The organism is Nonomuraea sp. PA05 (assembly GCF_008086045.1).
Taxonomy (GTDB): domain Bacteria; phylum Actinomycetota; class Actinomycetes; order Streptosporangiales; family Streptosporangiaceae; genus Nonomuraea; species Nonomuraea monospora.
This window is the reverse complement of record NZ_VSEY01000020.1, coordinates 196584-219308: the sequence shown is the minus strand read 5'-3', so window position 1 is coordinate 219308 and position 22725 is coordinate 196584. Positions and strand designations below refer to the sequence as shown.

The window sequence follows — 22725 nt, the reverse complement described above, 5'->3', positions numbered from 1 at the left end:
CACGCCCCTGCCCGACGTTCACGCCCTCCCGCCGCCCGCACTCCCACCACCGCGCACGCGGGCGTCTGTCCGATCCGCTCACGCTGTTCTACAGTCACCAGCATGGCGACCTCTCGCGCCCCCCTGCGCTTCGCCGAGGCGGTGTCCGCCACCGTCTCCGAGTGCACGAAGTCCGGCTTCTTCTTCGACTTCGACGGCACGATCGCCCCCATCATGCGAGATCCCTCCGCCGTCCGCCCGGTCCCCGGCGCGCTGGACCGGCTGCGGTTGCTGGCGACCCTGGTGGGCAGGGTCGCCATCGTCTCGGCGCGCCCCGCCGCGTTCCTGTGCGACCGCTTCCCCGGCGTGCCGCGGCTGAGCCTGTTCGGCCTGTACGGCATGCAGACCGTCGTGGACGGCCGGGTGCGCACGGAGGCCGAGGCGGGCGCCTGGGCTCCCGTCATCGCGCGGGTGACGGCCGACGCTGCCCGCGAGCTGCCGGGCGAGGTTCTGGTGGAGGACAAGGCGCTGATGGTGGCGCTGCACTACCGTTCGTCCCCGTCGTTGCGCGGCGCGGTGGAGCGGTGGGCCTCGGCCAAGGCGGCCGAGCTGGGCCTGCGGGAGCAGTACGGGCGCATGGTGGTCGAGCTGAGACCCCCGGTGGAGGGCGACAAGGGGACGCTGGTGGAGCGCGAGACGCAGGCGCTCACCCGCGCCTGGTACTTCGGCGACGACCTGTCCGACGGCCGGGCGTTCGAGGCGCTGCGCGGGCGGGAGGAGCGGGATCCGGCGTTCCTGGGTGTGCGGGTGGCGGTGGCGAACGGGGAGACGGGCGACGAGCTGGCGCGCCGGGCGGACTTCACGATCGACGCCCCCGAGCACACCCCGCACCTGCTCGACCATGTCATCCGCGCATTTCCGGCTGCCCCGTACGCTGGATAAGTGACGACACTTGTCCTGGACGGCGGGCTGGCCACGCGGCTGGAGGAGCTCGGCGCGGATCTGAGCGACGCGCTGTGGTCGGCGCGGCTGCTGCTGGAGGAGCCCGCGCTGATCAGGCGCGCGCACGCCGACTACTTCGCCGCGGGCGCCGACGTGGCGACGACGGCCAGCTATCAGGCGACGCTGCCGGGGTTCGCGCGGCGCGGGCTGGACGTGACGGAGGCCGAGCGGCTGATCCGGCTGTCGGTGGAGCTGGCCGCCCAGGCGCGCGACGAGGCCGGGCGCGGGCTGGTGGCGGCCTCGGTCGGCCCGTACGGCGCGTACCTGGCCAACGGCGCCGAGTACACCGGCGACTACGACCTGGACGAGGACGGCCTGTACGCCTGGCACCTGCCGCGCTGGGAGATCCTGGCCGCGGCCGGGGCGGACCTGCTGGCCTGCGAGACCATCCCGTCCGTCGCCGAGGCGCGGGCGCTGGCGGCGCTGCTGGACCGCACGCCGGGGGTGAAGGCGTGGGTGAGCTTCTCGTGCCGCGACGGCGAGCGGCTCAACGACGGCACGCCGATCCGCGAGGCGGCCGCCCTGTTCGCGGGCAACGCGCGGGTGGTGGCGGTCGGCGCGAACTGCACCGCGCCGCGCCACATCCCTGGCCTGATCTCCTGCTTGTCAGGCGGCCTGCCCGTGGTGGTCTACCCCAACTCGGGCGAGTCGTGGGACGCCGCCGCCCGCCGCTGGCGCGGCCTGGCCGACCCTGTCGAGTACGGCCTGGCCGCCCGGGAGTGGCAGCGGGCGGGCGCGTCGCTGATCGGCGGCTGCTGCCGTACGACGCCGGAGCACATCAGGCAGATCCGCGCGCGTCTGACCTGAGCCACCAGCCGGTCAGCAGGGCTCCGGCGAGGACGACGGCGGCCACGACGCGGTAGCCGGCGCCCATCCCGTAGGTGGTCATCACCGTCCCCATGACGGCGACCCCGATCGCGCTGCCGAGCTCGCGGGTGGCGCTGTTGAGCCCGGAGCCGAGCCCGGCCCGCTCGGGTGGCAGCGCGGCCATGATCTCGTACGAGAGCACGGGCAGGCAGAGCCCCATGGCCGTACCCATGATCACCAGGCCGATCGCGTACACCGGGTAGGGCATGTCACCGTCGGCGAACGACAGCAGCACCAGCCCCGCCACGTTCCCCGCGAGCCCGGCCATGACGGCGGGGCGCCGCGCGAAGCGGCCCGCCAGGCGCGACAGCACGATCATGGGGATGACGAGCGGCACGATGGCCACGCCGGTGAGCAGCGGCGAGAAGCCCTTGACCTCCTGAAGGAAACGGGCGTTGACGAAGAACAGCGCGAACAGCCCGAAGAACGTGACGGCCACGCCCAGCGTCCCGGCCCGCAGCCGGGCCGCGGCGAACAGCCGGGGGTCGAGCAGCGGCGCGGCGGAGCGCAGCTGATGCCCCACGAAGACCGCGAACAGCACGGCCGCCACGCCGAACGCCGCCAGCACCAGCCCGCTCCCCCAGCCGGCCTCCGGCCCCTCGATGATCCCGGTGAGCAGCGCCACGGAGGCGGCCGTGAGCAGCACGGTTCCGGACAGGTCGAGGCTGGCGGCGTGCCGCGGCATGCGCGGCACCAGCACCGCCACCAGCGCCGCGAGGACGGCGGCGAGCAGCACCGGCACGCCGAACAGCGCCCGCCACGGCAGGTACTGCATCACCAGCCCGCCGCCCAGGTTGCCGATCACGCCCGCGGCGCCGGTCGCGGCGGTCCAGGCGGCCACGGCGGCGCCGCGCTCGGCGGCCGGATACACGCCGACGGTGATGGCCAGCGACGCCGGCATCACCATGGCCGGCCCGCGCCGCTCAGCGCCCTGGCGGCGATCAGCGTCCCGACGTCAGGGGCGAGCGCCGCCGCCAGGCAGCCCGCCGCGAACACGCCCAGCCCAGCCAGCAGCACCCCCTTGCGGCCGAACCGGTCGCCTGCCGCGCCGGCGGGGATGAGCAGGCAGGCGAAGACGATGACGTACGCGTCCACGATCCAGAGGATCTGCGACTGCGAGGGACGCAGCCCGGAGGCGGCGAGCGTGGGGATGGCGAGGTTGACGGCGGCCACCAGGGCGACCGCGAGGACCACGGACGCGGCCATGACGGCCATGATCCGGGTCCGGGCGGCGCGCCCGGCTTCCAGGGTGACTGTGGACATGCGAAAACCCCCGACGAGGTCATGGGTGATGGGACGAGCGGAGGCCTCCCGCGCCATTCACCGTAGACTCGGCCCGGTCCTTACCTCAAATGCATCTTCTGCAGGTGATATATGCGCCAGACGCAACCCAGTCTCGACCTGCTGATCGCCCTGGACGCGCTGCTGGAGGAGGGCAGCGTCTCGGCCGCGGCGCGGCGGCTGCACCTGTCGGAGCCCGCCATGAGCCGCACGCTCGGACGCATCCGCAAGGCGATGGGCGATCCCGTGCTCGTGCGGTCGGGGCGGCAGATGGTGCCCACGCCGCGGGCGCTGGCCGTCCAGAGCGAGGTGCGGACGCTGGTGGAGGCGGCCAGGAAGGTGTTCACGCCGCCGGGCGAGCTGGATCCGGCGACCCTGGAGCGCCGGTTCGTGATCCTGGCGTCGGACGCCGTCATCACGGCGGTGAGCGTGCCGCTGCTGGCCGAGGTGAGCCGGTCGGCGCCGGGGGTGCGGCTGCACTTCATCCCTGAGGGGCACGGCGACGAGCAGGCGCTGCGCGACGGCAGCGCCGACCTGGAGGTGACCGTCATCGTGGACCCCGCGCCGGAGATCCGGACCGAGCCGCTGACCACCGACCGGGCCATCGGCGTCGTCAGGCCCGGGCACCCGATCCTGGCCGGGGCGCCGGTCACGGCGGCGCGGTTCGCGGCGTACGAGCACGTGATCGCCACCCGCCGGGGGCGCGCGTCCGGGCCCGTGGACGCGCTGCTGAGCGCTCAGGGGCTGTCGCGGCGGGTCGCGGGGTCGGTGCCGACCTTCGGGGCGATGCTGCTGGCGGTGCGCGCTTCCGATCTGGTGGGGATGACGCCTGAGGTGCTGACCCGGCCGATGTACGAGGCGCTGGGGCTGGTGACGTTCGGGCTGCCGTTCGAGCTGCCGGAGATGACGATCTCGCAGGCTTGGCACTCGCGCTACGACGCCGACCCGGCGCACGCCTGGCTACGCGAGCGCGTCCGCACGTCCCTCGGCCCCAGCCCCAGCCCCGTTCCGGCGAGGCACGCCCCCGACCGGCCCGCCTGAGCACGCCGCATCGCAGGCCCGGGCACGGCACGCACCCGGCACGGCACGACACGGAGGCGGCACGACACGGAGGCGGCACGACACGCGAGTGTGGCACGACACGGAGGCGGCACGACACGCGAGTGTGGCACGGCGCGAAGGCGGCACGACACGCGAGTGTGGCACGGCGCGAAGGCGACACGGCACGCGAGTGTGGCACGGCACGGCGCGAGCGGCAGGCGCAGCACGGGCGCGGCCGACGTACCGGCCTCCACCACGCTCGGCCGGCACGTCGTTCCCAGGCGTCCGCCACCACGCCCGGCCGCCTGAGCCCCGCACGGCGAGGCGCGGGGCGGGGCGGGGGGCGAGGCGCGGGGCGGCGAGGCGCGGTGAGAGGGTCGCTAGGCGGTCGCCGTGGCGGTCGCCGCGCGGCGCCGGGTCAGGACGCGGTCGAGCGCCAGCGCCCCGCCCCCGGTGAACCCGACGGCCAGGCTCGCCGCCGCCAGCGCCAGCACGAACTCGTAGCCGCCCTCACCGGCCAGCCCGTTGGCCCCGTGCACGAACGCGATGGCGCCCAGCATGTCGAGCGCCAGCAGCGTGCCCGCGATCGGCAGCGCGACGCCGAGGATCAGGGCGAGCCCGCCGGCGACCTCCAGCACGGCCACCGCGGGCGCGGCCAGGCCCGCGAGCGGGATGCCGACGGACTCGAAGAACTTGGTCGTGCCCGCGATCCCCATCGTCGCGAACTTCTGATAGCCGTGCACCAGGAAGATCACCCCGATGGCGACCCTCGCCAGCAACAGGGCGAAGGGACGCGCCTGATCCACCATACGGACTCCCTCGATGGTTGTTCAGATTTGAACAACGACTCTAGCAGTGATTTGTTCAAATTCGAACGACAGTACACTGAATCGGTGACGGACACCCGATGGCTGGACGCGACCGAGATGGCGGCATGGCGCGCCTTCGTGTCCACTTCCCACTTGCTTGAGCGGCGCATCGAGGAGCAGCTCAAGGCCGAAGCCGGCCTCACTCACCCGCAGTACGAGATCCTGGTGGTCCTGTCGGAGTCACCCGGCCGCCAGATGCGCATGACGGAGCTGGCCAGGGACGTCGTGGTGTCGAAGAGCGCGCTGACGTACCAGATCACCCAGCTCGAGAAGGCGGGGCTGGTCGAGCGGGCGACCTGCCCGTCCGATGAGCGGGGCGTGCTGGCGGTGCTGACGGACGCGGGCGTGCGCTGCCTGCAGCAGGTGGCGCCGGGTCACGTGGAGGTGGTGCGCGCGTACCTGATCGACCGGCTCAGCCGGGAGGAGCTGCGCGCGATGACGAGCGCCATGCGCAAGACGGAGGAGGCCTTACGCTCCTCGGCGTGACCCCCGGGTCGTCACTCGCTCTTGCCCGAGGCGGCGGCGCGCGCGGCGCGCTCCATCTCGACGCGGGCGCTGGCGGCGTACTTGTCGACGTACTCCTGCCCCGACAGCTCCATCAGCGCGTACATGATCTCGTCGGTCACCGCGCGCAGCACCAGCCGGTCGTCCTCCATGCCGTAGTAGCGGGAGAAGTCGAGCGGCTTGCCGAACTTCACGCCCGGCTTGATGCCCAGCTTGGGCAGCAGCCGCCCGGGCGGCATCATCTCGTACGTGTTGATCATCGCCCACGGGATCACCGGCACCCGCGACTCCAGGGCGAGCCTGGCCACGCCGGTCTTGCCCTTGTAGAGGCGGCCGTCGGGCGTGCGCGTGCCCTCGGGGTAGATGCCCAGGATGTTGCCCTCGCGCAGGACGCGCAGCCCGGTGCGCAGGGCCGCCTCGCTGGCCTTGCCGCCGGAGCGGTCGATCGGGACGGTGCCGACCCCGCTGAAGAACAGCCGGGTGAAGAAGCCCTTGAGGCCCCGCCCGGTGAAGTAGTCGGCCTTGCCCAGCGAGATCACCTTGCGGCGGATCTGCAGCGGGCCGAAGAAGTGGTCGGCGAAGGACAGGTGGTTGCCGGCCAGGATCGCGGGCCCCTGCTTCGGCACGTTCTCCGCGCCCTCGGTCCACGGCCTGAAGATGAGGTGGAGGAACGGCCCCAAGATGGCCTTGACCACCCAGTAGAACACCCTGGCACCTCTTCCTGCGCACTTCTCGTCGGCGGGCATTGTCAGCAGCGGGCAGAGTCATCTTCCCATCCCGACTGCCATGCTCCTACATCAGCTCTCGCACAAATACCCCAGAACGTGCGACGATCGGGCCGTTCCGGCGGAAATTGCCGGAATGAAACGGCACAGAGGAGCTGTTATGCCGCTCATGCCAGGCGCGGAGCCCTACCACCACGAAGCAGGCCAGATCGGCGTGCTGCTGTGTCACGGGTTCACCGGCACGCCGCAGTCCCTGCGGCCGTGGGGTGAGTACCTGGCCGGGCACGGGGTCAGCGTCTCGCTCCCCCGTCAGCCCGGACACGGCACCAAGTGGCAGGAAATGAACAGGACGCGCTGGGAGGATTGGTACGCCGAGGTGGAAAAGGCGTTCGCCGACCTCCAGGGCCGGTGCGCGGAGGTGTTCGTGGCGGGGCTGTCGCTCGGCGGCTGCCTGGCGCTGCGACTCGCCGAGGTGCACGGCTCCGCGATCAGGGGTGTGATGGTGGTCAACCCCTCGATCGCCAACGACGTGCCGTTGATGAGATTGGCTCCGCTGCTGAAATGGTTCGTGCCGTCGGTGCCGGGCGTCGCCAACGACGTCAAGAAGCCCGGCGCGCGCGAGCTGGCCTACTCCAGAACCCCGGTGAAGGCGGCGGCCTCGCTGCCTGGGCTGTGGTCGCTGGTGCAGGCCGATCTGGCGAAGGTGACACAACCGCTGCTGGTCTTCCACAGCACGGAGGACCACGTGGTGAAGCCGACGAGTGTCGCGATCATACGCGCGAAGGTCCCGCAGGCCACGATCGAGGAGCTTACCGATAGCTACCATGTTGCGACGCTTGACAACGATGCCGACAGGATCTTTGCCGGGAGCCTCGACTTCATCCGGACACATGCCTCGGTACCCTTGCAGAGGGACTGATCGCACCCAGGGGGAAGTCGCGATCGCTGCGGAGAGGCCCATCTAGGTGACGCCCCAGAGTGACGAGGACGAGGTCTGGCGGCAGATCGTCGCGTCCTTCAACGACACGGCCGAGCGCGACTCGGCCGATCAGCCATGGCCGGACAGCGAGAACGTGCCCGCCGAGCCGGCCCGCCGGGTGGTCAAACCTCCGGAGGAGGAGCCCGCGCACGACACCTCCCCGGACGACGACGAACCGCGGGAGAGCAGGGCCGACGAGGAGGACGAGGGGCACTTCGAGCCCCCGCCGCCGCCTCCGCTGCCCAAGCTGGACCTGCCGACCAAGCTGGCGTGGGTGGCGCTGTTCGGCGGCCCCGCCTACCTGCTGGTCGCGGCGATGGCGAGCTGGCACATGGAGGGGTGGGCGCTGTTCACCGCGGTGGCGGCGTTCATCGGCGGGTTCGTGGCGCTGGTGGTCCGCATGGGCGACGGCCCGCCCAACGACTCCGGCTGGGACGACGGCGCCGTCCTCTGATCAGCTCCTACGACTTCGACGTGGTGGCCTTGGGCGCGAACGACTCCACCACGTCGGTGTAGCGGTCCTTGGTGTCGACGGCGTGCCCGACCGCCCACACCGTGCTCTTGCCCGCCAGGTACGCCACCGCCTGCAGCCGCACGCTGCTCCTGCCCTGCTGGGTGCCGCCCCTGATGACCTCGCACTTGCCCTTCTCGCAGCGCAGCATGAACGGCTCCGCCGCGCGCGAGGGGTCGTAGCCGGTCATCCAGTAGCGCCCCTTGCCGTCGCCGGTCACGCCGTACAGCCTGGCCTCGGAGTGCGGCAGCCGCAGCTCCCGCCACCGCTTGCCGTTCCAGACCAGGGCCAGCGGCGTGATCTCGCCGGGGCCGCGGTAGACGCCGCCCACGGCCAGCGCCCGCTTGGAGCTGTCGACCTGCACGTCGCGCAGGTAGCCGCCGGGGATGGAGGGCAGCGGCATGGACTTCCACGTGCCGCCCGAGTAGTGCGCGATCAGCGGCTCGGTGCCGGTGTCGCCGACCGCGAACCCGCCGGACACCGCGTACAGGGCGCCCTTGTCCTCGATCTCCTGGACGGTCCAGTCGTTGCCCTGGCCGGTGACGATCAGCGCGTTCTTCTCGCGGCTGCCCACCGCCACGACCTTGCCCGACTTGGCGTCGATGCCGCCCAGCCAGTCGCCGGCCCGCAGGCAGGGCGGCCTGACCCGGTCGGAGCCGGCCGGGCAGAGCGGCCTGACCCGGTCGAAGCCGGCCGTGTCGCCGTGCGCGAGGTAGGGCACCCCGTCGTGGCCGTCGCCGACCGCCCACACGTCCGACGGCGAGGCGGCGGCCAGGCCGCGCAGGTTGCCCGCCGCGGTGTTGTCGCGGATGCCGATCTCGCTCCAGCGGCTGCCGTTCCAGTGGCGGATGGTGCCGCGGTTCTTCCAGACGTCCCAGATCTCCTGCTGGCCCACGGCCCACACGTCGCCCGGCGAGATCGCCAGCACGTCGGAGAGCGAGCCGTCGGCCTGCAGCCGCACGCTGGTCGACTGCTGCCACGCCTCGATCTGCGCGGGGCGGGGATCGGCATGCGCGGCGGGCGTGACCTGCGTCCAGGCCACGGACGTCGCCAAGATCAAGGAAAGCGCACGCCGCTGAGAGCGACGAGTCATGAGGAAATGCTACGGGCTGGAGGGCCTGTCTTGCCCGCTAGTGCCCAACTCGCAACTCTGCGACGACTGGGAGATGGTCGCTGGCCCCGGTGAGATCGGCGATCGCGGCGTCCACTCCCCCGCACGACACGACACGCGCCTCGCGCGCGGCGAACACCCCGTCGATGCGGGCGGACGGCCCCGCGGCGGGGAACGTCAGCCCGTCGCCCTCGGGCGCCACGGCGTAACAGTCGGCCAGCCGTCCGGCCAGGTAGCGCCAGGCGGGCCGGTGAGGATGCTCGTTGACGTCGCCGGCCAGCACGATGGCGGCGCCGTGCCTGGCCGCCACGTCCTCCATCAGCGCCACTGCCTCGGCGGCGTGGTGCATCCTGGCCGGGTCGTCGAGGTCGAGGTGCAGCGAGCCGACGGCCAGCCGCGCCCCCTCGGCCTGCACCACGGCGACGGCCAGCGCCCGCCGTTCCAGGCCGAGGAAGCCGCGCAACGCGTGGCTCTCGGCGTGCAGCACGCGGGCGCGCCGGCCGACGAGCACGGCCACCCCGCCGACCCTGCCCGGCGTGGCGACCGCGAGGCCCGCCGCGGCGGCCAGCGCCGCGCGCCTGGCCCGCCAGCGGCCGAACCTGGGCGCCTCCTGCACGCACAGCACGTCGGCGCGCGCGGCGGCGATGACCCTGGTCAGCGCGGGCACGCTGTCGCGCAGCCCGTGCAGGTTGTACGTGCCGACCCTGATCGTCATGCCGTGAACGTCGGGTACGGCGCTCAGCGCTGCCTGGCCAGGTCGGCCGCTCCCACGACGCCGGCGGAGGCGCCCAGCTCGGCCAGTCTGATCTCGGCGAACGGCCGGTGCCCGTGCCCGGTGAGCCGCTCGGCGAACGCCTGCCTGGCCCGGTCGATGAACAGGTCGGCGGCCCTGGAGACGCCGCCGCCGACGATGAAGCAGCCGGGGTCGAGCACGGCGGCCAGGTCGGCCATGCCCTGCCCGAGCCAGTCGGCCAGGTTGCGGAAGGCGTCCAGCGAGGCCTCGTCGCCCAGCCGGGCGGCCTCGGTCACCTCCTCGCCCTCGATCTTGCCGCCGGCCAGCCCCAGCAGCGTGGCGGCCCGCTCGGGGTGCGCCTCGGCGATCTCCCTGGCCTCCTTGACCAGGGCCTGGCCGCTGGCGTACTGCTCCCAGCAGCCGATGTTGCCGCACCCGCACTGCCGCCCGCCGGGCAGGACCTGCATGTGCCCCAGCTCGGCGCCCATGCCCCAGCGGCCGCGGTAGAGCGCGCCGTCGATGACGATGCCGCCGCCGATGCCGGTGCCGAGCGTCAGGCAGACCACGTGCGACTGGCCCCTGCCCGCGCCGAACCTGGTCTCGCCCCACGCCATGGCGTTGGCGTCGTTCTCGATGACGACCGGCAGGCCGACCAGGTCGCTGATCTTCTTCTGCAGCGGCTCCTCGCGCCAGGCGAGGTTCGGGGCGAAGCGGACGACGGACCTGGTCTCGTCCACGAAGCCCGCCGCGCCGACCCCGACGGCCTCGATCGTCCTGTCTCCGGACAGCTCGCGTACGACGTCGGCCACCGTCTCGGCGACCACGTCGGGACGGTCGGCGGCGGTGGGCCTCAGCGTGTGTTCGACGATCTCGCCATTGTCGTCGACCACGCCGGCGGCCACCTTGGTCCCGCCGATGTCGACACCGATCGTGAGCATGCCCCGTGTCTCCCTAGTTCAGATCTATGTGTTCCACGTCGTCGCGCCCGCCGTCACGCCGGGTGTCAGGCTGGTCGTCGTCGCGCGGCCTGCTGGTGCGCGGGGCAGGCCTGCTCAGCACGTCGAGGGCGCCCCTGAACGCGGCGAACAGCTCGCCGCCCGCCGCCATGAGGTGGCCCGTCACGTCGCCGCCCGACTCGCGTTGCGCCGCGATCGCCCGGCAGACGGGGCAGGCGCGGCAGATGTACTCGTCGTGGGGCTCGGAGACGGCCTCCTCCCAGACGTCGCGCTCCCTGCGCCCGCCGCCGGTGAAGGAGTTGAACACACTCCTGCCGACCTGGCGGGTGGCCCGCCCCTGGATCGAGTCGAACAGCTTGCGCGCCTCGTCGGCGACGGTCCCGAGCGGATCTCTGTCCTGGCTCTCGGTCATCCTGGCCCTCCCTGGCTCGTGGGGTCTCGCTCCTCCATGTTCAACTCCTCAGGTCGCGGATTCGCTCCCCGAGTCGAACGGTAGTGCAGACCCCGCCTTTCCGGGCGGGCTCCCGTCGATGGCCCAGCGCACGCGCAGCACGCCGTCACGCAGCTCCGCGCCGCTGATCCTCCTGCGGGCCAGCGCCACGGGAAGGGCCAGGATCCTGCGGTACGGCCCGGCGGTGACGATCAGCTCGTCGCCCTTGCGGGCCAGGTCCACGTCGCCGCGATCGGCGCCGGGCAGGGCCAGGGTCAGCTCGTCGGCGCTCATCCGCAGCGGCGGCTCGACGGCGTGCGGGGCGAACGGGTCGGCCTCGCCGTACAGCGCGGCGCCCAGGGCGGCCAGGGCGTCCCTGCCCACGGGCTCGGCGGGCAGGTACGGCACGACGTGGATGGGCAGCGGCGCGAACGACTGCTCCGCCTCCGCCAGCAGCCGCGACTGTGCCGCGACCCAGCCGGCGCGCCACTCGTCGGCGCCGCCGTCGGGGAAGACCCGGTTGGCGATGACGGCGTCGACGCGGTAGCCGTACAGGCTGAGTGAGGTGAGCGTGCGCCTGGCCTCGGCGAGCACCACGGACTCCGGCGTGAGCACGAGGCGCACGGAGGCGTGGTCGCCGGTGAGCAGCTCGCGCACCTCCATCAGGCCGCGGTGGAAGCGCTCGCCCGCGCTCAGCACGTCCTCGCCGGGCGCGCTCACGCGGGCGACGCTGCGCACGAACGGCGCGACCAGCCGCACCAGCTTGCGCCCGACCGGCATCAGCCGGTTGACGTGCCAGTCGAGCGCCTCCGGCATGGCCAGCAGGCGCAGCGTCTCGGCGGTGGGCGCGCAGTCGACGACGATCACGTCCCAGCGGTCCTCGCGGGCGTGCTCGCGCAGCTCCAGCAGGGCGATGATCTCCTCGGCGCCCGGCAGGACGGTGATCTCCTCGGAGGTGATCTGGTCGAGGCCCAGCTCGGCCAGCACTCCCCTGGCGTAGTCCTGCAGCTCGCCCCAGTGACGCTCCAGCGTCTTCTGCGTGTCGACCTGGTGCAGGTGCAGGCCCGGCGCGATCTCCCCCGGCTCCGCGCCCAGCGCGTCGGACAGGGAGTGCGCCGTGTCGGTGGAGATGATGAGCGTCTTGAGGCCGCGACCGGCGGCGAGCGTGGCGGTGGCCGCGGCGGCCGTCGTCTTGCCGACGCCGCCCTTGCCGGTGAACAGCAGGACCCGCGGGCTCAACTCAGCGGCCTTCGACGCGCTTCTTGAGGCCCTTGAGCGCGGTGTCCACGATCACCTTCTCCGCCTTGCGCTTGATCAGGCCGATCATGGGCACGCTGAGATCGACCGTCAGCTCGTACGTCACCTCGGTGCCACTGCCCGCGCCGGCCAGCCGGTAACTTCCGCGGAGGTCGGAGACCATCTTTCCCGGCTCGGCCACCTGCCAGTGCACGTCGTCGCCCTCCCAGGTGTAGGCGAGGGCGTAGGTGTCGCTGATCGGGCCGGCGTCCAGGACGAACCGCACCGTCCGCGGCCTGCCCTCGGTGTCGGTGTCGAGGACCTCGGCGCGCTTGACCTGCCCGGCCCACTCCGGGTAGGAGGGGAAGTCCGCGATGACCGCCATCACGTCGGCCTGCGGGGCGCCGATGGTGATGCTCGAAGTGGTGCGATCAGACATGCGACCACCGTAGTGCACAAACCGCCGACCGCGGCGGACCGCTGCACGACGGCGGTCAGATCACCATTCGAGGACGTACGGCACGCCCTTCCCCCGGAAATGCCCCACGTTCACACATTCGGTACGGCCCACCCGGGCTCGCGCGCGCAGCGGGTTGTGCACGTGGCCGAACAGGACGTAACGCGGCTGGGTGCGCCTGATCGCCTCCAGCGTCGCCTCGCTGCCGCGTTCGAAGCGCCGCGCCACCACGTCGTACAGCAGCTCGGGCAGCGCGGGCGGGATGTGGCAGCACAGCACGTCCACCTCGCCGACCGCCTCGACCTTGGCGGCGTACTCCTCGTCGGTGATCTCGTGCGGGGTGCGGTACGGCGTCTTGAGCCCGCCGCCCACGAACCCGAAGCGCAGCCCGCCGATCTCCGCCACCTCGCCGTCGAGCACCTGGTGGCCGGGCCTGAGGTAGTCGGCCCACAGGCGCGGCAGATCGACGTTGCCGTAGGTCAGGTAGGCCGGGGTGGGCATGGCGGCGAAGAGGGCCTCGTACTGGGCGCGCACGTTGCGCTCGATGTGCTCGCGCGGATCGCCGTCGAGCGTCGCCCACAGCCGCGCCGACATGGCCCTGGCCTCGTCGAACCGCTTGGCCGTGCGCAGCGCGATGAACTCCGCGGCGTTCCGCGCGCCGAACAGGTCGGCGAAGATGCCCTGGGCGTGGTCGTCGTAGTCGACGAACAGGATCAGATCGCCCAGGCAGATCAGCGCGTCGGCGCCCTCCGCCGAGCCGGCCAGAGCGTCGGCTCTGCCGTGGACATCACTGACGACATGGACCCTCATGGGGAGATCCTAAGCCCGCCCGGATCGGCCGATCTCGGTGCGCGTGCGGGCGGGCGGTGGCTGCTAGCGTGGGAAATGCCCTTCATAACGCCTCAATGACGGAGCTACCGGCGCGTAACTTAAGGCGGTAACGTCCAGGCGGTCCCCGAAGAGGAGTTGAGTTCGTGCGCGAGTACAGCGTCCCCGTCCTGGTCGACGTGCCCGCCTCCGCTGGCCTGGCCGACACCGTCTTCCGGCGCGCCGAGCAGGAGCCGGGCGCGGTCGTGATGCGCCGCAAGGTCGGCACGGGCTGGCCCGTCGTCACCGCGGCCGAGTTCCGCGACCAGGTGGTCGAGGTGGCCAAGGGGCTCATCGCGGCGGGCGTCGAGCACGGCGACCGGGTCGCGCTCATGTCGCGCACCCGCTACGAGTGGACGCTGGTCGACTACGCCATCTGGGCCGTCGGCGCGGTGACCGTGCCGATCTACGAGACGTCCTCCGTCGAGCAGGTCAGGTGGATCCTGCACGACAGCGACGCCAAGGCGGCGTTCGTCGAGCTCGACGGGCACGAGGAGGCCGTCAGGGAGGCGGCGCCCGAGCTGAAGTCGCTGTGGCGGGTGGACGGCACGCTGGAGACCGGCGACGTCTCCGCCTCCGACGTCGACGAGCGCAGGAAGGCCGTCACCTCCGCCGACCTGGCCACCGTCGTCTACACCTCGGGCACCACGGGCCGCCCCAAGGGCTGCCGCATCACTCACGACAACCTGCTGTTCACCGCGCTGAACGTGCTGCGCGGGCCGCTGGAGCCGCTGTTCGCCCGCAAGGACCCGGCCGCGCTGCTGTTCCTGCCGCTGGCGCACATCTTCGCGCGCATGATCCAGGTCGTGCTGTTCGAGGCGGGCGCGGTCATGGCGCACACCCCGAACATGAAGAACGTCGCCCCCGACCTCCAGGACTTCCAGCCGACGTTCCTGCTGGGCGTGCCGCGCGTGTTCGAGAAGGTCTACAACAGCGCCGAGCAGAAGGCCATCTCGGGCGGCAAGGGCAAGATCTTCGCCCGCGCGGTGGACGTGGCCGTCGCCTGGAGCAAGGCGGAGAGCTCCGGCGGCGCGCCGCTCGGCCTGCGGCTCCAGCGGGCCGTGTTCGACAAGCTCGTGTACGCCAAGCTGCGCGCGGCCACCGGCGGCCGGCTGTCGGCGGCGGTGTGCGGCGGCTCCGCCCTCGGCGACCGGCTCGGCCACTTCTTCCGCGGCGTCGGCATCGAGGTCTTCGAAGGCTACGGCCTCACCGAGACCTCGGCCCCGGTCTCCGTCAACATGCCGGGCGCCAACAAGATCGGCACCGTCGGCAAGCCGCTGCCCGGCGTCACCCTGCACATCTCCGACGACGGCGAGATTCTGGCCAAGGGCCGCAACGTCTTCCCCGGCTACTGGAAGAACGACGCCGCCACCGGCGACGTGATCGACGCCGGCGGGTGGTTCCACACCGGCGACATCGGCGAGCTCGACTCCGACGGCTACCTGCGGATCACCGGGCGCAAGAAGGAGATCCTGGTGACGGCGGCGGGCAAGAACGTCGCCCCGGGGCCGCTGGAGGACGCACTGCGGGCGCACCCGCTGGTGTCCCAGGCCATGGTGGTGGGCGACGGGCGGCCGTTCGTCGCGGCCCTGATCACGCTCGACCCGGAGGCCGTCCCCGCCGGGGCCAAGATGGCGGAGCTGCGCGGCGATCCCCAGGTGCAGGCCGAGATCCAGGGGGCGGTGGATCGGGCCAACCTGACGGTGTCCAAGGCTGAGCAGATCAAGAAGTTCGTGATCCTGGACGCGGACATCACCGAGGAGAGCGGGCATCTCACGCCCACGCTCAAGATCAAGCGGAACCTGGTGATGCGGGACTTCGCCAAGGAGATCGACGAGCTCTACGGCGGGCACTGAGCCCACAGGTGGTGGCCCGCCTCGCCGAACCCGGTTCTTCCGTCCTCAGGCGGCCTTCTGCTTCGTCCGTCCTCAGGCGGCCTTCTGCTTCGTCCGTCCTCAGGCGGCCTTCTGGTTCGTCGCCTCTTCCGTGGTCGCCACGAGCGCGGCCAGGCTGTCCCGGGTCGCCTGCAGCTCGGCGAGCTGCTCCTCCAGGCCCGACAGCCGGTCGCGCAGGTGGCCCAGCGTGCAGGCGTCCAGGACCTCGCCCGAGCCGGACGCGCACGGCAGCACGTCCTTGATGACCTTGGTCGGCAGGCCGGCGGCGAGCAGCGTGCGGATGCGGCGGACGACTACGGGGGCGTCCGCGTCGTAGCGGCGGTGGCCGCCCTCGCCGCGGTGCGAGGCCAGCAGGCCCTGCTCCTCGTAGTAACGCAGCAGGCGGGGGCTGACCCCGGTCTCACGCGACAACGCCCCGATCCTCATGTGACGCCCCTCTCGGCACAAATCGGCCTTTTTTCTCTCGGTGATCACCTTACCGCGCGGAGGGGCCGCCGCGCCCCTTAAGAGAATAAGAGGATTATTCCGAATTGGGCCTCATTTATGCCGCTTGAACTGGGGAATCTTCTTTCGATTCCTGCTTACAGGCGGTCAATTCCGGGGTATTGTCGGGGCAAAGAACGGGACCGGGAATGCGGAATATCCCCGGTCCCTCACCCAACGTTAGGGGATGTTTCCATGACCATCAAGGACTCCGGGACTGAGTTCGCCACCAAGATCCACAACGAGCTGGTGCAGATCAGGGCAAATCAGATCGAGCTGGCTCAGGATCTGACCGAGCGCATCAACGACGTCGCCAACCGGGTCAAGAAGCTGGACAGCAGGGTCGAGGCCAGGTTCGACGCGGTAGACAAGCGGCTCGACGCGATGGAGACGAAGGTCGAGGCCAGGTTCGACGCGGTCGACAAGCGGTTCGAGGCGATGGAGACGAAGTTCGAAGCCAAGTTCGACGCGGTCGACAAGCGGTTCGACACCCTGGAGTCCTCACAGAAGTCCATGCTGACCCTCCAGCAGGAGATGCTGGGCGTCCTCGTCTCCATCCAGCGCAACCTCGACGTCAACTGACTCCAGGCGCCGCCGCTCAAGGAAGACGGCACCACGTCACGGGCCGTCTTCCGCCACTCCGCCCGCGGGTGAGTGCCCCTGGTAGCCGCTCACCTGAACGCGAAACATCCGCGCATACGCCCCTCGGCGGCCATCAGCTCCTCATGCCCGCCCAGTTCCACCAACGGCGAAGGGCAGGCCAGCCTGGACCAGGGTGACGGACGCGTAGCACACCGCCCGTAACGGGCCGGCGCGCCAGACCAACTCGGCGGCTTCGGCGACGCTGCGCCGCGTCGAGCTCATACCGCCAGGCTAGGTCGCGAACCGGTGGAGGCTTGGATTCGAGCGTTGACAGTCCGAAATGTTGGCTTTTCGATGAGGGAAGGTGAGCGAACTCGGGGGATTCTGACGGGTCCGGCAAGGAGGAACCCACCATGAACCAACGACCGCCGATCTCACGCCGCCATCTTCTGCTCGGCACCGCCGCCGCGTTCGGCGTCCCGGCGGTTCTGGCCGGATGCGGTTCCGGCGAGCCGGCGCCCGCGCCAGGCGGCGGGCCGGGCGCGAAGCTGGGCACGGTCACGATCGGCTCGAACGCCTCCGACGAGATCCCGAAGAAGACCCTTGAGACGGTGGTGAAGAGCTTCACACAGGCCACGACCAAGATCAACACAGTCGACCACAACACGTTCCAGGAGAACATCAACCGTTACCTGCGGGGCACGCCCGACGACGTGTTCACCTGGTTCGCGGGTTACCGCATGCAGTTCTTCGCCGAGCAGGGGCTGGCCGTGGACATCTCCGACGTCTGGCAGGAGATCGGCGGGAACTACACGCAGGCGTTCAAGGACCAATCGACCGGCGTGGACGGCAAGCAGTACTTCATCCCGTTCACCTACTATCCGTGGGCGGTCTTCTATCGCAAGAGCCTCTGGCAGGAGAGGGGCTACGAGCCGCCGGCCACGCTGGACGAGTTCACCGCGCTGGCCGGGAAGATGAAGGCCGACGGGCTGATCCCGATCGCGTTCGCCGACAAGGACGGCTGGCCGGCGATGGGCACGTTCGACATCCTCAACCTGCGGACGAACGGCTACGACTTCCACATCTCGCTCATGGCCGGCAAGGAGTCGTGGACGGATCCGAAGGTCAAGCAGGTGTTCGAGACCTGGCGGGGGCTGATGCAGTACCACCAGCCCGCCGCGCTGGGCCGGACGTGGCAGGAGGCCGGGCAGTCGCTGGCGCAGAAGAAGACCGGGATGTACCTGCTCGGCATGTTCGTCGCCCAGCAGTTCCCCGAGGCCGACCGCGACGACCTCGACTTCTTCACCTTCCCGGAGATCAACCCGACCTACGGGACGGACTCGATCGACGCCCCCATCGACGGCTACATGATCTCGGCCAAGGCCAAGAACGTGGCGGGCGCCAAGGCGCTGCTCAAGCACTTCGCGCAGCCGTCCTCGCAGGACGTCGCCACCGAGCTGGACCCCGGCACGCTGGCGGCGGGCTCGAAGGCCGACACCTCCGGCTACAGCGCGCTGCAGAAGCGCGGCGCGGAGCTGGTGTCCAAGGCCACGCACATCGCGCAGTTCCTCGACCGTGACACGCGGCCCGACTTCGCCTCCACGGTGATGATCCCGTCGCTGCAGTCGTTCGTCAGCGAGCCGGACGAGATCGACCCCCTGCTGGTGAGCATCGAGAAGCAGAAGGCGAACATCTTCCGCTGATGGCCGTCAAGACCCGTCGCTACTCCGCCCGCGACGTGACCGTCCTGGTCATCGGGCTGGGGGTGGCCATCGCCGTGAACGTGAGCGTCATCTGGGGGCCCACGCTGGCCTCCGTCTGGCTGTCCGGCACCGACTGGAACGGCATCGGGCCCATCGAGTGGATGGGCGGGCAGAACTACCACGACCTGTCGGCCGAGTATCCGCCGTTCTGGTCGGCGGTCCGCAACAACGTGTTGTGGCTGGGCTTCCTCGGGCTGGTCGCGACGCCGTTCGGGCTGTTCTGCGCGGTGCTGCTGGACCGGCGGCTGCGGCTGTCGCGCTTCTACCAGAGCGCCCTTTACATGCCGGTCGTGCTGTCGCTGGCCGTGGTGGGCTTCATCGCCCAGCTCGTCTACTCCTCCGACTACGGCGTGCTGAACGCGGTGACCGGGCTGAGCGTGGACTGGCTCGGCGACAGCTCGATCAACGTCTGGGTCGTCATGGTGGCGGCGGGCTGGCGGCACGCCGGGTACGTCATGATCATCTATCTGGCGGGGCTCAAGGCGGTCGATCCGGCGCTCAAGGAGGCGGCGGCCATCGACGGGGCCAACGAGCGGCAGGCGTTCTTCCGGGTGGTGTTCCCGACGCTGCGGCCGGTCAACGTGATCGTGCTGGTCATCACGGTGATCGAGGCGCTGCGGGCGTTCGACATCGTCTACGCCATCAACAAGGGCAGGAACGGGCTGGAGCTGCTGTCGGTGCTGGTCACCGAGAACATTGTGGGCGAGGCCAGCAGGATCGGGTTCGGCTCGGCGATCGCGGTGATCCTGCTGGTGATCTCGATGGGGTTCATCATCGCGTACCTGTCGCAGATGTTCAGGGAGCAGCGATGACCCTCACCGCTCCCGCGTCCGCTCCCCCCGCCCAGGCGCGGCGCGCGCCTGGGCGGCGCCCGGTGCGGCCGCTGCGGGTCCTGCTGCACGCCTTCCTCGTGCTGGTGGCGCTGGGCTGGCTGCTGCCGCTCCTGCTGGCCGTGTACGCGTCGCTGCGCCCGTACGAGGAGACCGCCCGCCTCGGGTACGTCTCGCGGCCCGAGCACCTCACGCTCGACTACTACGCACAGGCGTGGACGCAGGCCGAGCTGCCCCGCTACTACCTCAACACGTTGATCATCGTGCTGCCCGCGGTGGCGGTGGTGCTGCTGCTGGCCTCGTTCACGGCGTTCACGATCGCGCGGCTGCGCATCCCTGGCCGCAGGACGCTGCTGATCGTGTTCACCGCGGGCAACCTGCTGCCGCCGCAGGTGCTCATCACCCCGCTGTACACGCTCTACACGCTCGTCCCGCTGCCGGCGTGGCTGTCGGACTCGCAGTCGCTCTACGACTCCCACCTGGGGCTGATCCTCATCCACGTGGCGTTCCAGTTCGGCTTCTGCGTCTTCGTGCTGGCGAACTTCATGAGCACCATCCCCGAGGAGATCAACGAGGCGGCGCTGGTGGACGGGGCGGGGGTGTGGAAGCGGTACTGGCGGCTGACCATGCCGCTGTGCCGGCCGGTGCTGGCGGCGCTGGCCACGCTGCAGTTCACCTGGATGTACAACGACTTCCTGTGGGCGCTGGTGCTGATGTCGTCGGGCGACAAGCTGCCCGTCACCTCGGCGCTGAACAACCTGCGCGGCCAGTTCTTCACCGACTACAACCTGCTGGCCGCCGGCTCGATGCTGGTGGCGTTGCCGACGCTGATCGTCTTCCAGCTCCTGCACAAGCAGTTCGTGGCCGGGCTCACGCTCGGCTCCACGAAGGGCTAGCTACAGCAGTTGGCGGAAGCGGGCGGCCACCTGGTCCCACGCCCATTCGCGGGCGATCCAGTCGCGGCCGGCCGCGCCCATCTTGCGGCACTTGTCGGGGTCGGTGAGCAGCTCGACGATGGCCTGCGCCACCTCGCCGGCGTCCTCGCCGTTCACGACCAGGCCGGTCTCGCCCGGCCTGACCGCGTCGGGCGCGCCGCCGGACGCGCCCGCCACCACCGGCAGGCCGGTCGCGGACGCCTCCAGGAACACGATCCCGAGCCCTTCCACGTCCACCCCCTTGAGCCGGGTGCGGCACGGCATCGCGAACACGTCCGCCGCCGCGTAGTAGCCCGGCAGCTCGGCCGCCGGCACGGTGCCGGTGAACCTGATCGACTCGTGCCCGCCCGCCAGCCGCTCCAGTTTCTTACGGTACGGGCCGCCGCCCACCAGCAGCAGCACCGCCTCGGGCACCGAGCGCAGCACCTGGGGCCAGGCCCTGATGAGCTGGTCCTGGCCCTTGCGCGGCACCAGCCGTGACACGCACACGACGACCGGCCGCCCGGCCAGGCCCAGCTCGGCCCCGGCCGTCGCGGGATGGAACTGGGCGACGTCCACGCCGGGCGCGAGCCGGACGAGCTTGCCCGCCGGGATGACGGAGGCCAGCCGCTGACGCGTGTACTCGCCCAGATAGGTCACCACGTCGGCGTGCCCGCCGATCCTGCGCAGCACCGCGCGGAAGCCGGGTGAGCTCGCCCACGACGCCTCGTGGCCGTGGGTGAGCATCACCATCCGCCGCGCGCCCGCCCGGCGCAGGCGCGGCGCGAGCAGCCCCAGCGGCGCCGCCGCGCCGAACACCACGGTCCTGACGCCGTGCCCGGCCACCAGCCCGGCCGCCGTGCGCGCGACGGCCGGGGTGGGCAGCATGAGCCGCGTCGGGTGCCGCACGACTCTGAACGGCTGACGCCGGTCGAACTCCTCTGCTCCCGGCCAGGCGGGGGCGTACACCGTGACGCCCGGCGTGCGCAGCGCGAGCCCGTGGACGAACGACTGGATGCCGCCCGGCCTGGGCGGGAAGTCGTTCGTCACGATGAGCACGCCGCCGTCGGCCGGGCGCACGGGTGGGGTCACGGCTCGGGGACGCCGTTCAGCTTCGCCCATGCGCGAGCCATCGCGATGCGCTCGGGGCCGGAGGGATGGGAGGCATAGAGGACATATTCCACCGCATCCGGCGACAAGTCGGAAATATTCGTTATGGCGAGCCGTTTCTGCATCGCGATGAACATGGCCGGATCGCCGGTCAGGTCCAGCGCGTGCACGTCCGCCCTGGCCTCGATGTGACGGCTGATCACGTTCTGCGCGGGGCCCATGATCAGCGAGCCGAACGTCATGAGACCCATGACCACGCCGACCGCCCGCGGATCGGCCATCGAGGCGACCCCGGTGCGCCGCCGCAGCGGCCTGAGGACCAGGAACAGCGCGATCGCGCCGAAGGCCGCGCCCAGCGCGCCGACCAGCGTGCCGTACAGCACGTCGTCGTGCTTGGCGTGCCCCAGCTCGTGCGCCACGACCAGCTCGACCTCCCGCTGCGGAGCCTGCAGCAGTGTGTCGTAGACGACGATGCGGCGCGTGGCGCCGAAGCCCGACACGTACGCGTTGAGCGCCGTCGTACGCCGCGAGGCGTCGGCGACCAGCACGTCCTCGACCGGCACGCCGTCACGCTCGGCCATCTCCAGCAGGTTCGTGCGCAGCGGCCCCTCCCGCATGGAGGAGAAGTCGTTGAACAGCGGCTCGAACACCACCGGATAGACGAACGACGTCACCACCGTCAGCGCGAACGCGCCCACCGCGGCCGGGATCCACCAGCGCTTCACCTTGCGCGCCAGCGCCACCAGGGCCAGCAGCATGACGCAGAGCAGCACCGCCTCCACGCCGAGGTTCTTCAGCCGGTCGCCCGCCCAGGCGGCCCAGTCCTGCGTGGACAGGCCGTAGTCGCGCAGGATCGTCTCGACCCAGATGCCGAGCGGCCACCTGACCAGCTCGACCAGCGCGGTGATCACCAGCGCGCCGAGGATGACCCGCACCCACCACGGGCCCTTCAGCCTGCCCAGCACCCTGGCGCTGAACGGGGTGGCGACCAGGATCCCCGCGATGATGATCGTGAGAGCGAGCGCGATGTAGCTCGGCAGGGTGGTGGCCGCGTCGAACGCCCGCGCCCTGGCGAGCTGCGCGGCGCTGAAGTCGCGCGCCGGGTCGGGCGGGCCGCCGGACAGGACCTGCCAGGGGGTGCTGAACGCGGTCACGGCCAGGATCACCAGGCCCAGGAGGATCAGCGCGATGGCCGCCGGGCGCGCGGGCGCGGCGTCCTGCGGGGCTGTTCCTGTCACGGGCACCTCTTCACGATGCCCTGGCGCGGGACCGTCCGCGTCGTCTGCTTGAGCCGTCGGTACGGGCTGAGCGGCACCTTGCACAGGCTGGGCGGCGCCTTGCACAGGCTGGGCGGCGGCGTCCTCCGATTCCGCCGCCTCCTCCCTGCGCTCCCCCTCGGCCCGGCCTCCCGATGCCACCGTCTCCGGGTGAAGCGCCGCCTCCGGCACCGCTGCCGGCTCCCAGGGGCCGGCGCGCTCGCCGCCTGCCGCGTCCTCGTCCGGATGGCCGGCCGCGCCGACGGCGGCCATCGCTCCGTCCGTCACCTCCTCTTCCCGTGTCGCGTCGCCGATGTCTTCTCGATCGCTCATCTGCCTCCCCT

General features: G+C 71.3%; 25 protein-coding genes. 11 read left to right on the top strand and 14 right to left on the bottom strand.

Annotated features, from left to right (window positions below; all coding sequences use genetic code 11):
- The first annotated feature begins 102 nt into the window (after positions 1 to 102).
- Positions 103 to 921, top strand: a complete 819-nt coding sequence (gene otsB / locus FXF51_RS30265; protein WP_148438085.1) for a trehalose-phosphatase — start codon at positions 103 to 105, stop codon at positions 919 to 921.
- Positions 922 to 1788 (top strand): homocysteine S-methyltransferase, encoded by an 867-nt coding sequence (gene mmuM, locus FXF51_RS30260; protein WP_148438084.1) that lies wholly within the window; start codon positions 922 to 924, stop codon positions 1786 to 1788.
- Here the strand turns inward: mmuM and FXF51_RS30255 are convergent.
- On the bottom strand, positions 1760 to 2755 hold the full coding sequence (locus FXF51_RS30255) for an MFS transporter (RefSeq protein WP_222871533.1): 996 nt from the start codon (positions 2753 to 2755) through the stop codon (positions 1760 to 1762). The two genes, mmuM and FXF51_RS30255, sit on opposite strands and share 29 nt — an antisense overlap.
- Positions 2749 to 3111 carry an MFS transporter gene (locus FXF51_RS63850; protein WP_222871532.1) on the bottom strand — a complete coding sequence of 121 codons (363 nt, stop codon included), beginning with the start codon at positions 3109 to 3111 and terminating at the stop codon, positions 2749 to 2751. The genes FXF51_RS30255 and FXF51_RS63850 overlap by 7 nt, the downstream gene beginning before the upstream one ends.
- 111 nt (positions 3112 to 3222) lie before the next feature.
- On the opposite strand from FXF51_RS63850, the gene FXF51_RS30250 reads away from it, so the two are divergent.
- Positions 3223 to 4170, top strand: coding sequence for a LysR family transcriptional regulator (locus FXF51_RS30250; protein ID WP_148438083.1), 948 nt, complete (start codon positions 3223 to 3225; stop codon positions 4168 to 4170).
- Positions 4171 to 4550: 380 nt separating this feature from the next.
- Here FXF51_RS30250 and FXF51_RS30245 read toward each other — a convergent pair whose 3' ends face one another.
- The gene (locus tag FXF51_RS30245) at positions 4551 to 4979 is read right to left on the bottom strand and encodes a DoxX family protein (RefSeq protein WP_148438082.1); all 429 of its coding nucleotides are present in this window, start codon (positions 4977 to 4979) and stop codon (positions 4551 to 4553) included.
- 84 nt (positions 4980 to 5063) lie between these two features.
- On the opposite strand from FXF51_RS30245, the gene FXF51_RS30240 reads away from it, so the two are divergent.
- Positions 5064 to 5525: a MarR family winged helix-turn-helix transcriptional regulator gene (locus FXF51_RS30240; protein WP_148438081.1), complete on the top strand. Its 462-nt coding sequence runs from the start codon at positions 5064 to 5066 to the stop codon at positions 5523 to 5525.
- Positions 5526 to 5536: 11 nt separating this feature from the next.
- Here FXF51_RS30240 and FXF51_RS30235 read toward each other — a convergent pair whose 3' ends face one another.
- Positions 5537 to 6250, bottom strand: a complete 714-nt coding sequence (locus tag FXF51_RS30235) for a lysophospholipid acyltransferase family protein (RefSeq protein ID WP_148438080.1) — start codon at positions 6248 to 6250, stop codon at positions 5537 to 5539.
- A gap of 178 nt (positions 6251 to 6428) precedes the next feature.
- Here FXF51_RS30235 and FXF51_RS30230 point away from each other — a divergent pair, with 178 nt between their 5' ends.
- Positions 6429 to 7187 carry an alpha/beta hydrolase gene (locus FXF51_RS30230; RefSeq protein WP_148438079.1) on the top strand — a complete coding sequence of 253 codons (759 nt, stop codon included), beginning with the start codon at positions 6429 to 6431 and terminating at the stop codon, positions 7185 to 7187.
- A gap of 46 nt (positions 7188 to 7233) precedes the next feature.
- Complete coding sequence (locus FXF51_RS30225; RefSeq protein WP_148438078.1) at positions 7234 to 7701, top strand: hypothetical protein; 468 nt, start codon at positions 7234 to 7236, stop codon at positions 7699 to 7701.
- Between the two features lie 7 nt (positions 7702 to 7708).
- Here FXF51_RS30225 and FXF51_RS30220 read toward each other — a convergent pair whose 3' ends face one another.
- The 7 genes from FXF51_RS30220 to FXF51_RS30190 form a co-directional block, all read right to left on the bottom strand.
- Positions 7709 to 8812 (bottom strand): hypothetical protein, encoded by a 1104-nt coding sequence (locus FXF51_RS30220; protein WP_148438077.1) that lies wholly within the window; start codon positions 8810 to 8812, stop codon positions 7709 to 7711.
- Between the two features lie 76 nt (positions 8813 to 8888).
- Positions 8889 to 9584 (bottom strand): endonuclease/exonuclease/phosphatase family protein, encoded by a 696-nt coding sequence (locus FXF51_RS30215; RefSeq protein ID WP_148438076.1) that lies wholly within the window; start codon positions 9582 to 9584, stop codon positions 8889 to 8891.
- A gap of 23 nt (positions 9585 to 9607) precedes the next feature.
- A complete protein-coding gene (locus FXF51_RS30210; RefSeq protein ID WP_148438075.1) occupies positions 9608 to 10540 on the bottom strand; it encodes an ROK family glucokinase in 933 nt (310 codons plus the stop codon).
- Positions 10541 to 10553: 13 nt separating this feature from the next.
- Positions 10554 to 10970, bottom strand: a complete 417-nt coding sequence (locus tag FXF51_RS30205; protein ID WP_148438074.1) for a DUF5304 family protein — start codon at positions 10968 to 10970, stop codon at positions 10554 to 10556.
- 48 nt (positions 10971 to 11018) lie between these two features.
- Positions 11019 to 12227: an ArsA family ATPase gene (locus FXF51_RS30200; protein WP_148438073.1), complete on the bottom strand. Its 1209-nt coding sequence runs from the start codon at positions 12225 to 12227 to the stop codon at positions 11019 to 11021.
- A 1-nt stretch (position 12228) separates the two neighbouring features.
- Positions 12229 to 12663: an SRPBCC family protein gene (locus FXF51_RS30195; protein WP_148438072.1), complete on the bottom strand. Its 435-nt coding sequence runs from the start codon at positions 12661 to 12663 to the stop codon at positions 12229 to 12231.
- A 60-nt stretch (positions 12664 to 12723) separates the two neighbouring features.
- Positions 12724 to 13491, bottom strand: coding sequence for a metallophosphoesterase (locus tag FXF51_RS30190; RefSeq protein ID WP_148438071.1), 768 nt, complete (start codon positions 13489 to 13491; stop codon positions 12724 to 12726).
- Positions 13492 to 13655: 164 nt separating this feature from the next.
- On the opposite strand from FXF51_RS30190, the gene FXF51_RS30185 reads away from it, so the two are divergent.
- The gene (locus FXF51_RS30185) at positions 13656 to 15404 is read left to right on the top strand and encodes an AMP-dependent synthetase/ligase (RefSeq protein ID WP_148438070.1); all 1749 of its coding nucleotides are present in this window, start codon (positions 13656 to 13658) and stop codon (positions 15402 to 15404) included.
- 99 nt (positions 15405 to 15503) lie between these two features.
- Here FXF51_RS30185 and FXF51_RS30180 read toward each other — a convergent pair whose 3' ends face one another.
- The gene (locus FXF51_RS30180; RefSeq protein ID WP_148438069.1) at positions 15504 to 15869 is read right to left on the bottom strand and encodes a MerR family transcriptional regulator; all 366 of its coding nucleotides are present in this window, start codon (positions 15867 to 15869) and stop codon (positions 15504 to 15506) included.
- A gap of 252 nt (positions 15870 to 16121) precedes the next feature.
- Here FXF51_RS30180 and FXF51_RS30175 point away from each other — a divergent pair, with 252 nt between their 5' ends.
- From FXF51_RS30175 to FXF51_RS30160, 4 genes are all read left to right on the top strand, one after another.
- Positions 16122 to 16508, top strand: coding sequence for a hypothetical protein (locus FXF51_RS30175; protein WP_148438068.1), 387 nt, complete (start codon positions 16122 to 16124; stop codon positions 16506 to 16508).
- A 413-nt stretch (positions 16509 to 16921) separates the two neighbouring features.
- Positions 16922 to 18211 carry an ABC transporter substrate-binding protein gene (locus FXF51_RS30170; RefSeq protein ID WP_148438067.1) on the top strand — a complete coding sequence of 430 codons (1290 nt, stop codon included), beginning with the start codon at positions 16922 to 16924 and terminating at the stop codon, positions 18209 to 18211.
- Positions 18211 to 19083, top strand: coding sequence for a carbohydrate ABC transporter permease (locus FXF51_RS30165; RefSeq protein WP_148438066.1), 873 nt, complete (start codon positions 18211 to 18213; stop codon positions 19081 to 19083). The genes FXF51_RS30170 and FXF51_RS30165 overlap by 1 nt, the downstream gene beginning before the upstream one ends.
- Positions 19080 to 19997 carry a carbohydrate ABC transporter permease gene (locus FXF51_RS30160; protein WP_148438065.1) on the top strand — a complete coding sequence of 306 codons (918 nt, stop codon included), beginning with the start codon at positions 19080 to 19082 and terminating at the stop codon, positions 19995 to 19997. Before FXF51_RS30165 ends, FXF51_RS30160 begins: the two co-directional genes overlap by 4 nt.
- Here the strand turns inward: FXF51_RS30160 and FXF51_RS30155 are convergent, their stop codons facing one another.
- Together FXF51_RS30155 and FXF51_RS30150 are read right to left on the bottom strand one after the other, a co-directional pair.
- Complete coding sequence (locus FXF51_RS30155; RefSeq protein WP_262379930.1) at positions 19998 to 21107, bottom strand: glycosyltransferase family 4 protein; 1110 nt, start codon at positions 21105 to 21107, stop codon at positions 19998 to 20000. It lies immediately after the preceding gene.
- Positions 21104 to 22714 carry a M48 family metallopeptidase gene (locus FXF51_RS30150; RefSeq protein ID WP_262379929.1) on the bottom strand — a complete coding sequence of 537 codons (1611 nt, stop codon included), beginning with the start codon at positions 22712 to 22714 and terminating at the stop codon, positions 21104 to 21106. Before FXF51_RS30150 ends, FXF51_RS30155 begins: the two co-directional genes overlap by 4 nt.
- Positions 22715 to 22725: the final 11 nt, after the last annotated feature.

What these genes read in the sequence shown, in the direction of transcription:
- otsB (WP_148438085.1), top strand. Translation starts at nt 103, where the DNA reads ATGGCGACCTCTCGCGCCCCCCTGCGCTTCGCCGAGGCGGTGTCCGCC.
- FXF51_RS30255 (WP_222871533.1), bottom strand. Translation starts at nt 2,755, where the DNA reads ATGGTGATGCCGGCGTCGCTGGCCATCACCGTCGGCGTGTATCCGGCC.
- FXF51_RS63850 (WP_222871532.1), bottom strand. Translation starts at nt 3,111, where the DNA reads ATGTCCACAGTCACCCTGGAAGCCGGGCGCGCCGCCCGGACCCGGATC.
- FXF51_RS30250 (WP_148438083.1), top strand. Translation starts at nt 3,223, where the DNA reads ATGCGCCAGACGCAACCCAGTCTCGACCTGCTGATCGCCCTGGACGCG.
- FXF51_RS30245 (WP_148438082.1), bottom strand. Translation starts at nt 4,979, where the DNA reads ATGGTGGATCAGGCGCGTCCCTTCGCCCTGTTGCTGGCGAGGGTCGCC.
- FXF51_RS30230 (WP_148438079.1), top strand. Translation starts at nt 6,429, where the DNA reads ATGCCGCTCATGCCAGGCGCGGAGCCCTACCACCACGAAGCAGGCCAG.
- FXF51_RS30215 (WP_148438076.1), bottom strand. Translation starts at nt 9,584, where the DNA reads ATGACGATCAGGGTCGGCACGTACAACCTGCACGGGCTGCGCGACAGC.
- FXF51_RS30210 (WP_148438075.1), bottom strand. Translation starts at nt 10,540, where the DNA reads ATGCTCACGATCGGTGTCGACATCGGCGGGACCAAGGTGGCCGCCGGC.
- FXF51_RS30205 (WP_148438074.1), bottom strand. Translation starts at nt 10,970, where the DNA reads ATGACCGAGAGCCAGGACAGAGATCCGCTCGGGACCGTCGCCGACGAG.
- FXF51_RS30195 (WP_148438072.1), bottom strand. Translation starts at nt 12,663, where the DNA reads ATGTCTGATCGCACCACTTCGAGCATCACCATCGGCGCCCCGCAGGCC.
- FXF51_RS30190 (WP_148438071.1), bottom strand. Translation starts at nt 13,491, where the DNA reads ATGAGGGTCCATGTCGTCAGTGATGTCCACGGCAGAGCCGACGCTCTG.
- FXF51_RS30180 (WP_148438069.1), bottom strand. Translation starts at nt 15,869, where the DNA reads ATGAGGATCGGGGCGTTGTCGCGTGAGACCGGGGTCAGCCCCCGCCTG.
- FXF51_RS30175 (WP_148438068.1), top strand. Translation starts at nt 16,122, where the DNA reads ATGACCATCAAGGACTCCGGGACTGAGTTCGCCACCAAGATCCACAAC.
- FXF51_RS30170 (WP_148438067.1), top strand. Translation starts at nt 16,922, where the DNA reads ATGAACCAACGACCGCCGATCTCACGCCGCCATCTTCTGCTCGGCACC.
- FXF51_RS30165 (WP_148438066.1), top strand. Translation starts at nt 18,211, where the DNA reads ATGGCCGTCAAGACCCGTCGCTACTCCGCCCGCGACGTGACCGTCCTG.
- FXF51_RS30160 (WP_148438065.1), top strand. Translation starts at nt 19,080, where the DNA reads ATGACCCTCACCGCTCCCGCGTCCGCTCCCCCCGCCCAGGCGCGGCGC.
- FXF51_RS30150 (WP_262379929.1), bottom strand. Translation starts at nt 22,714, where the DNA reads ATGAGCGATCGAGAAGACATCGGCGACGCGACACGGGAAGAGGAGGTG.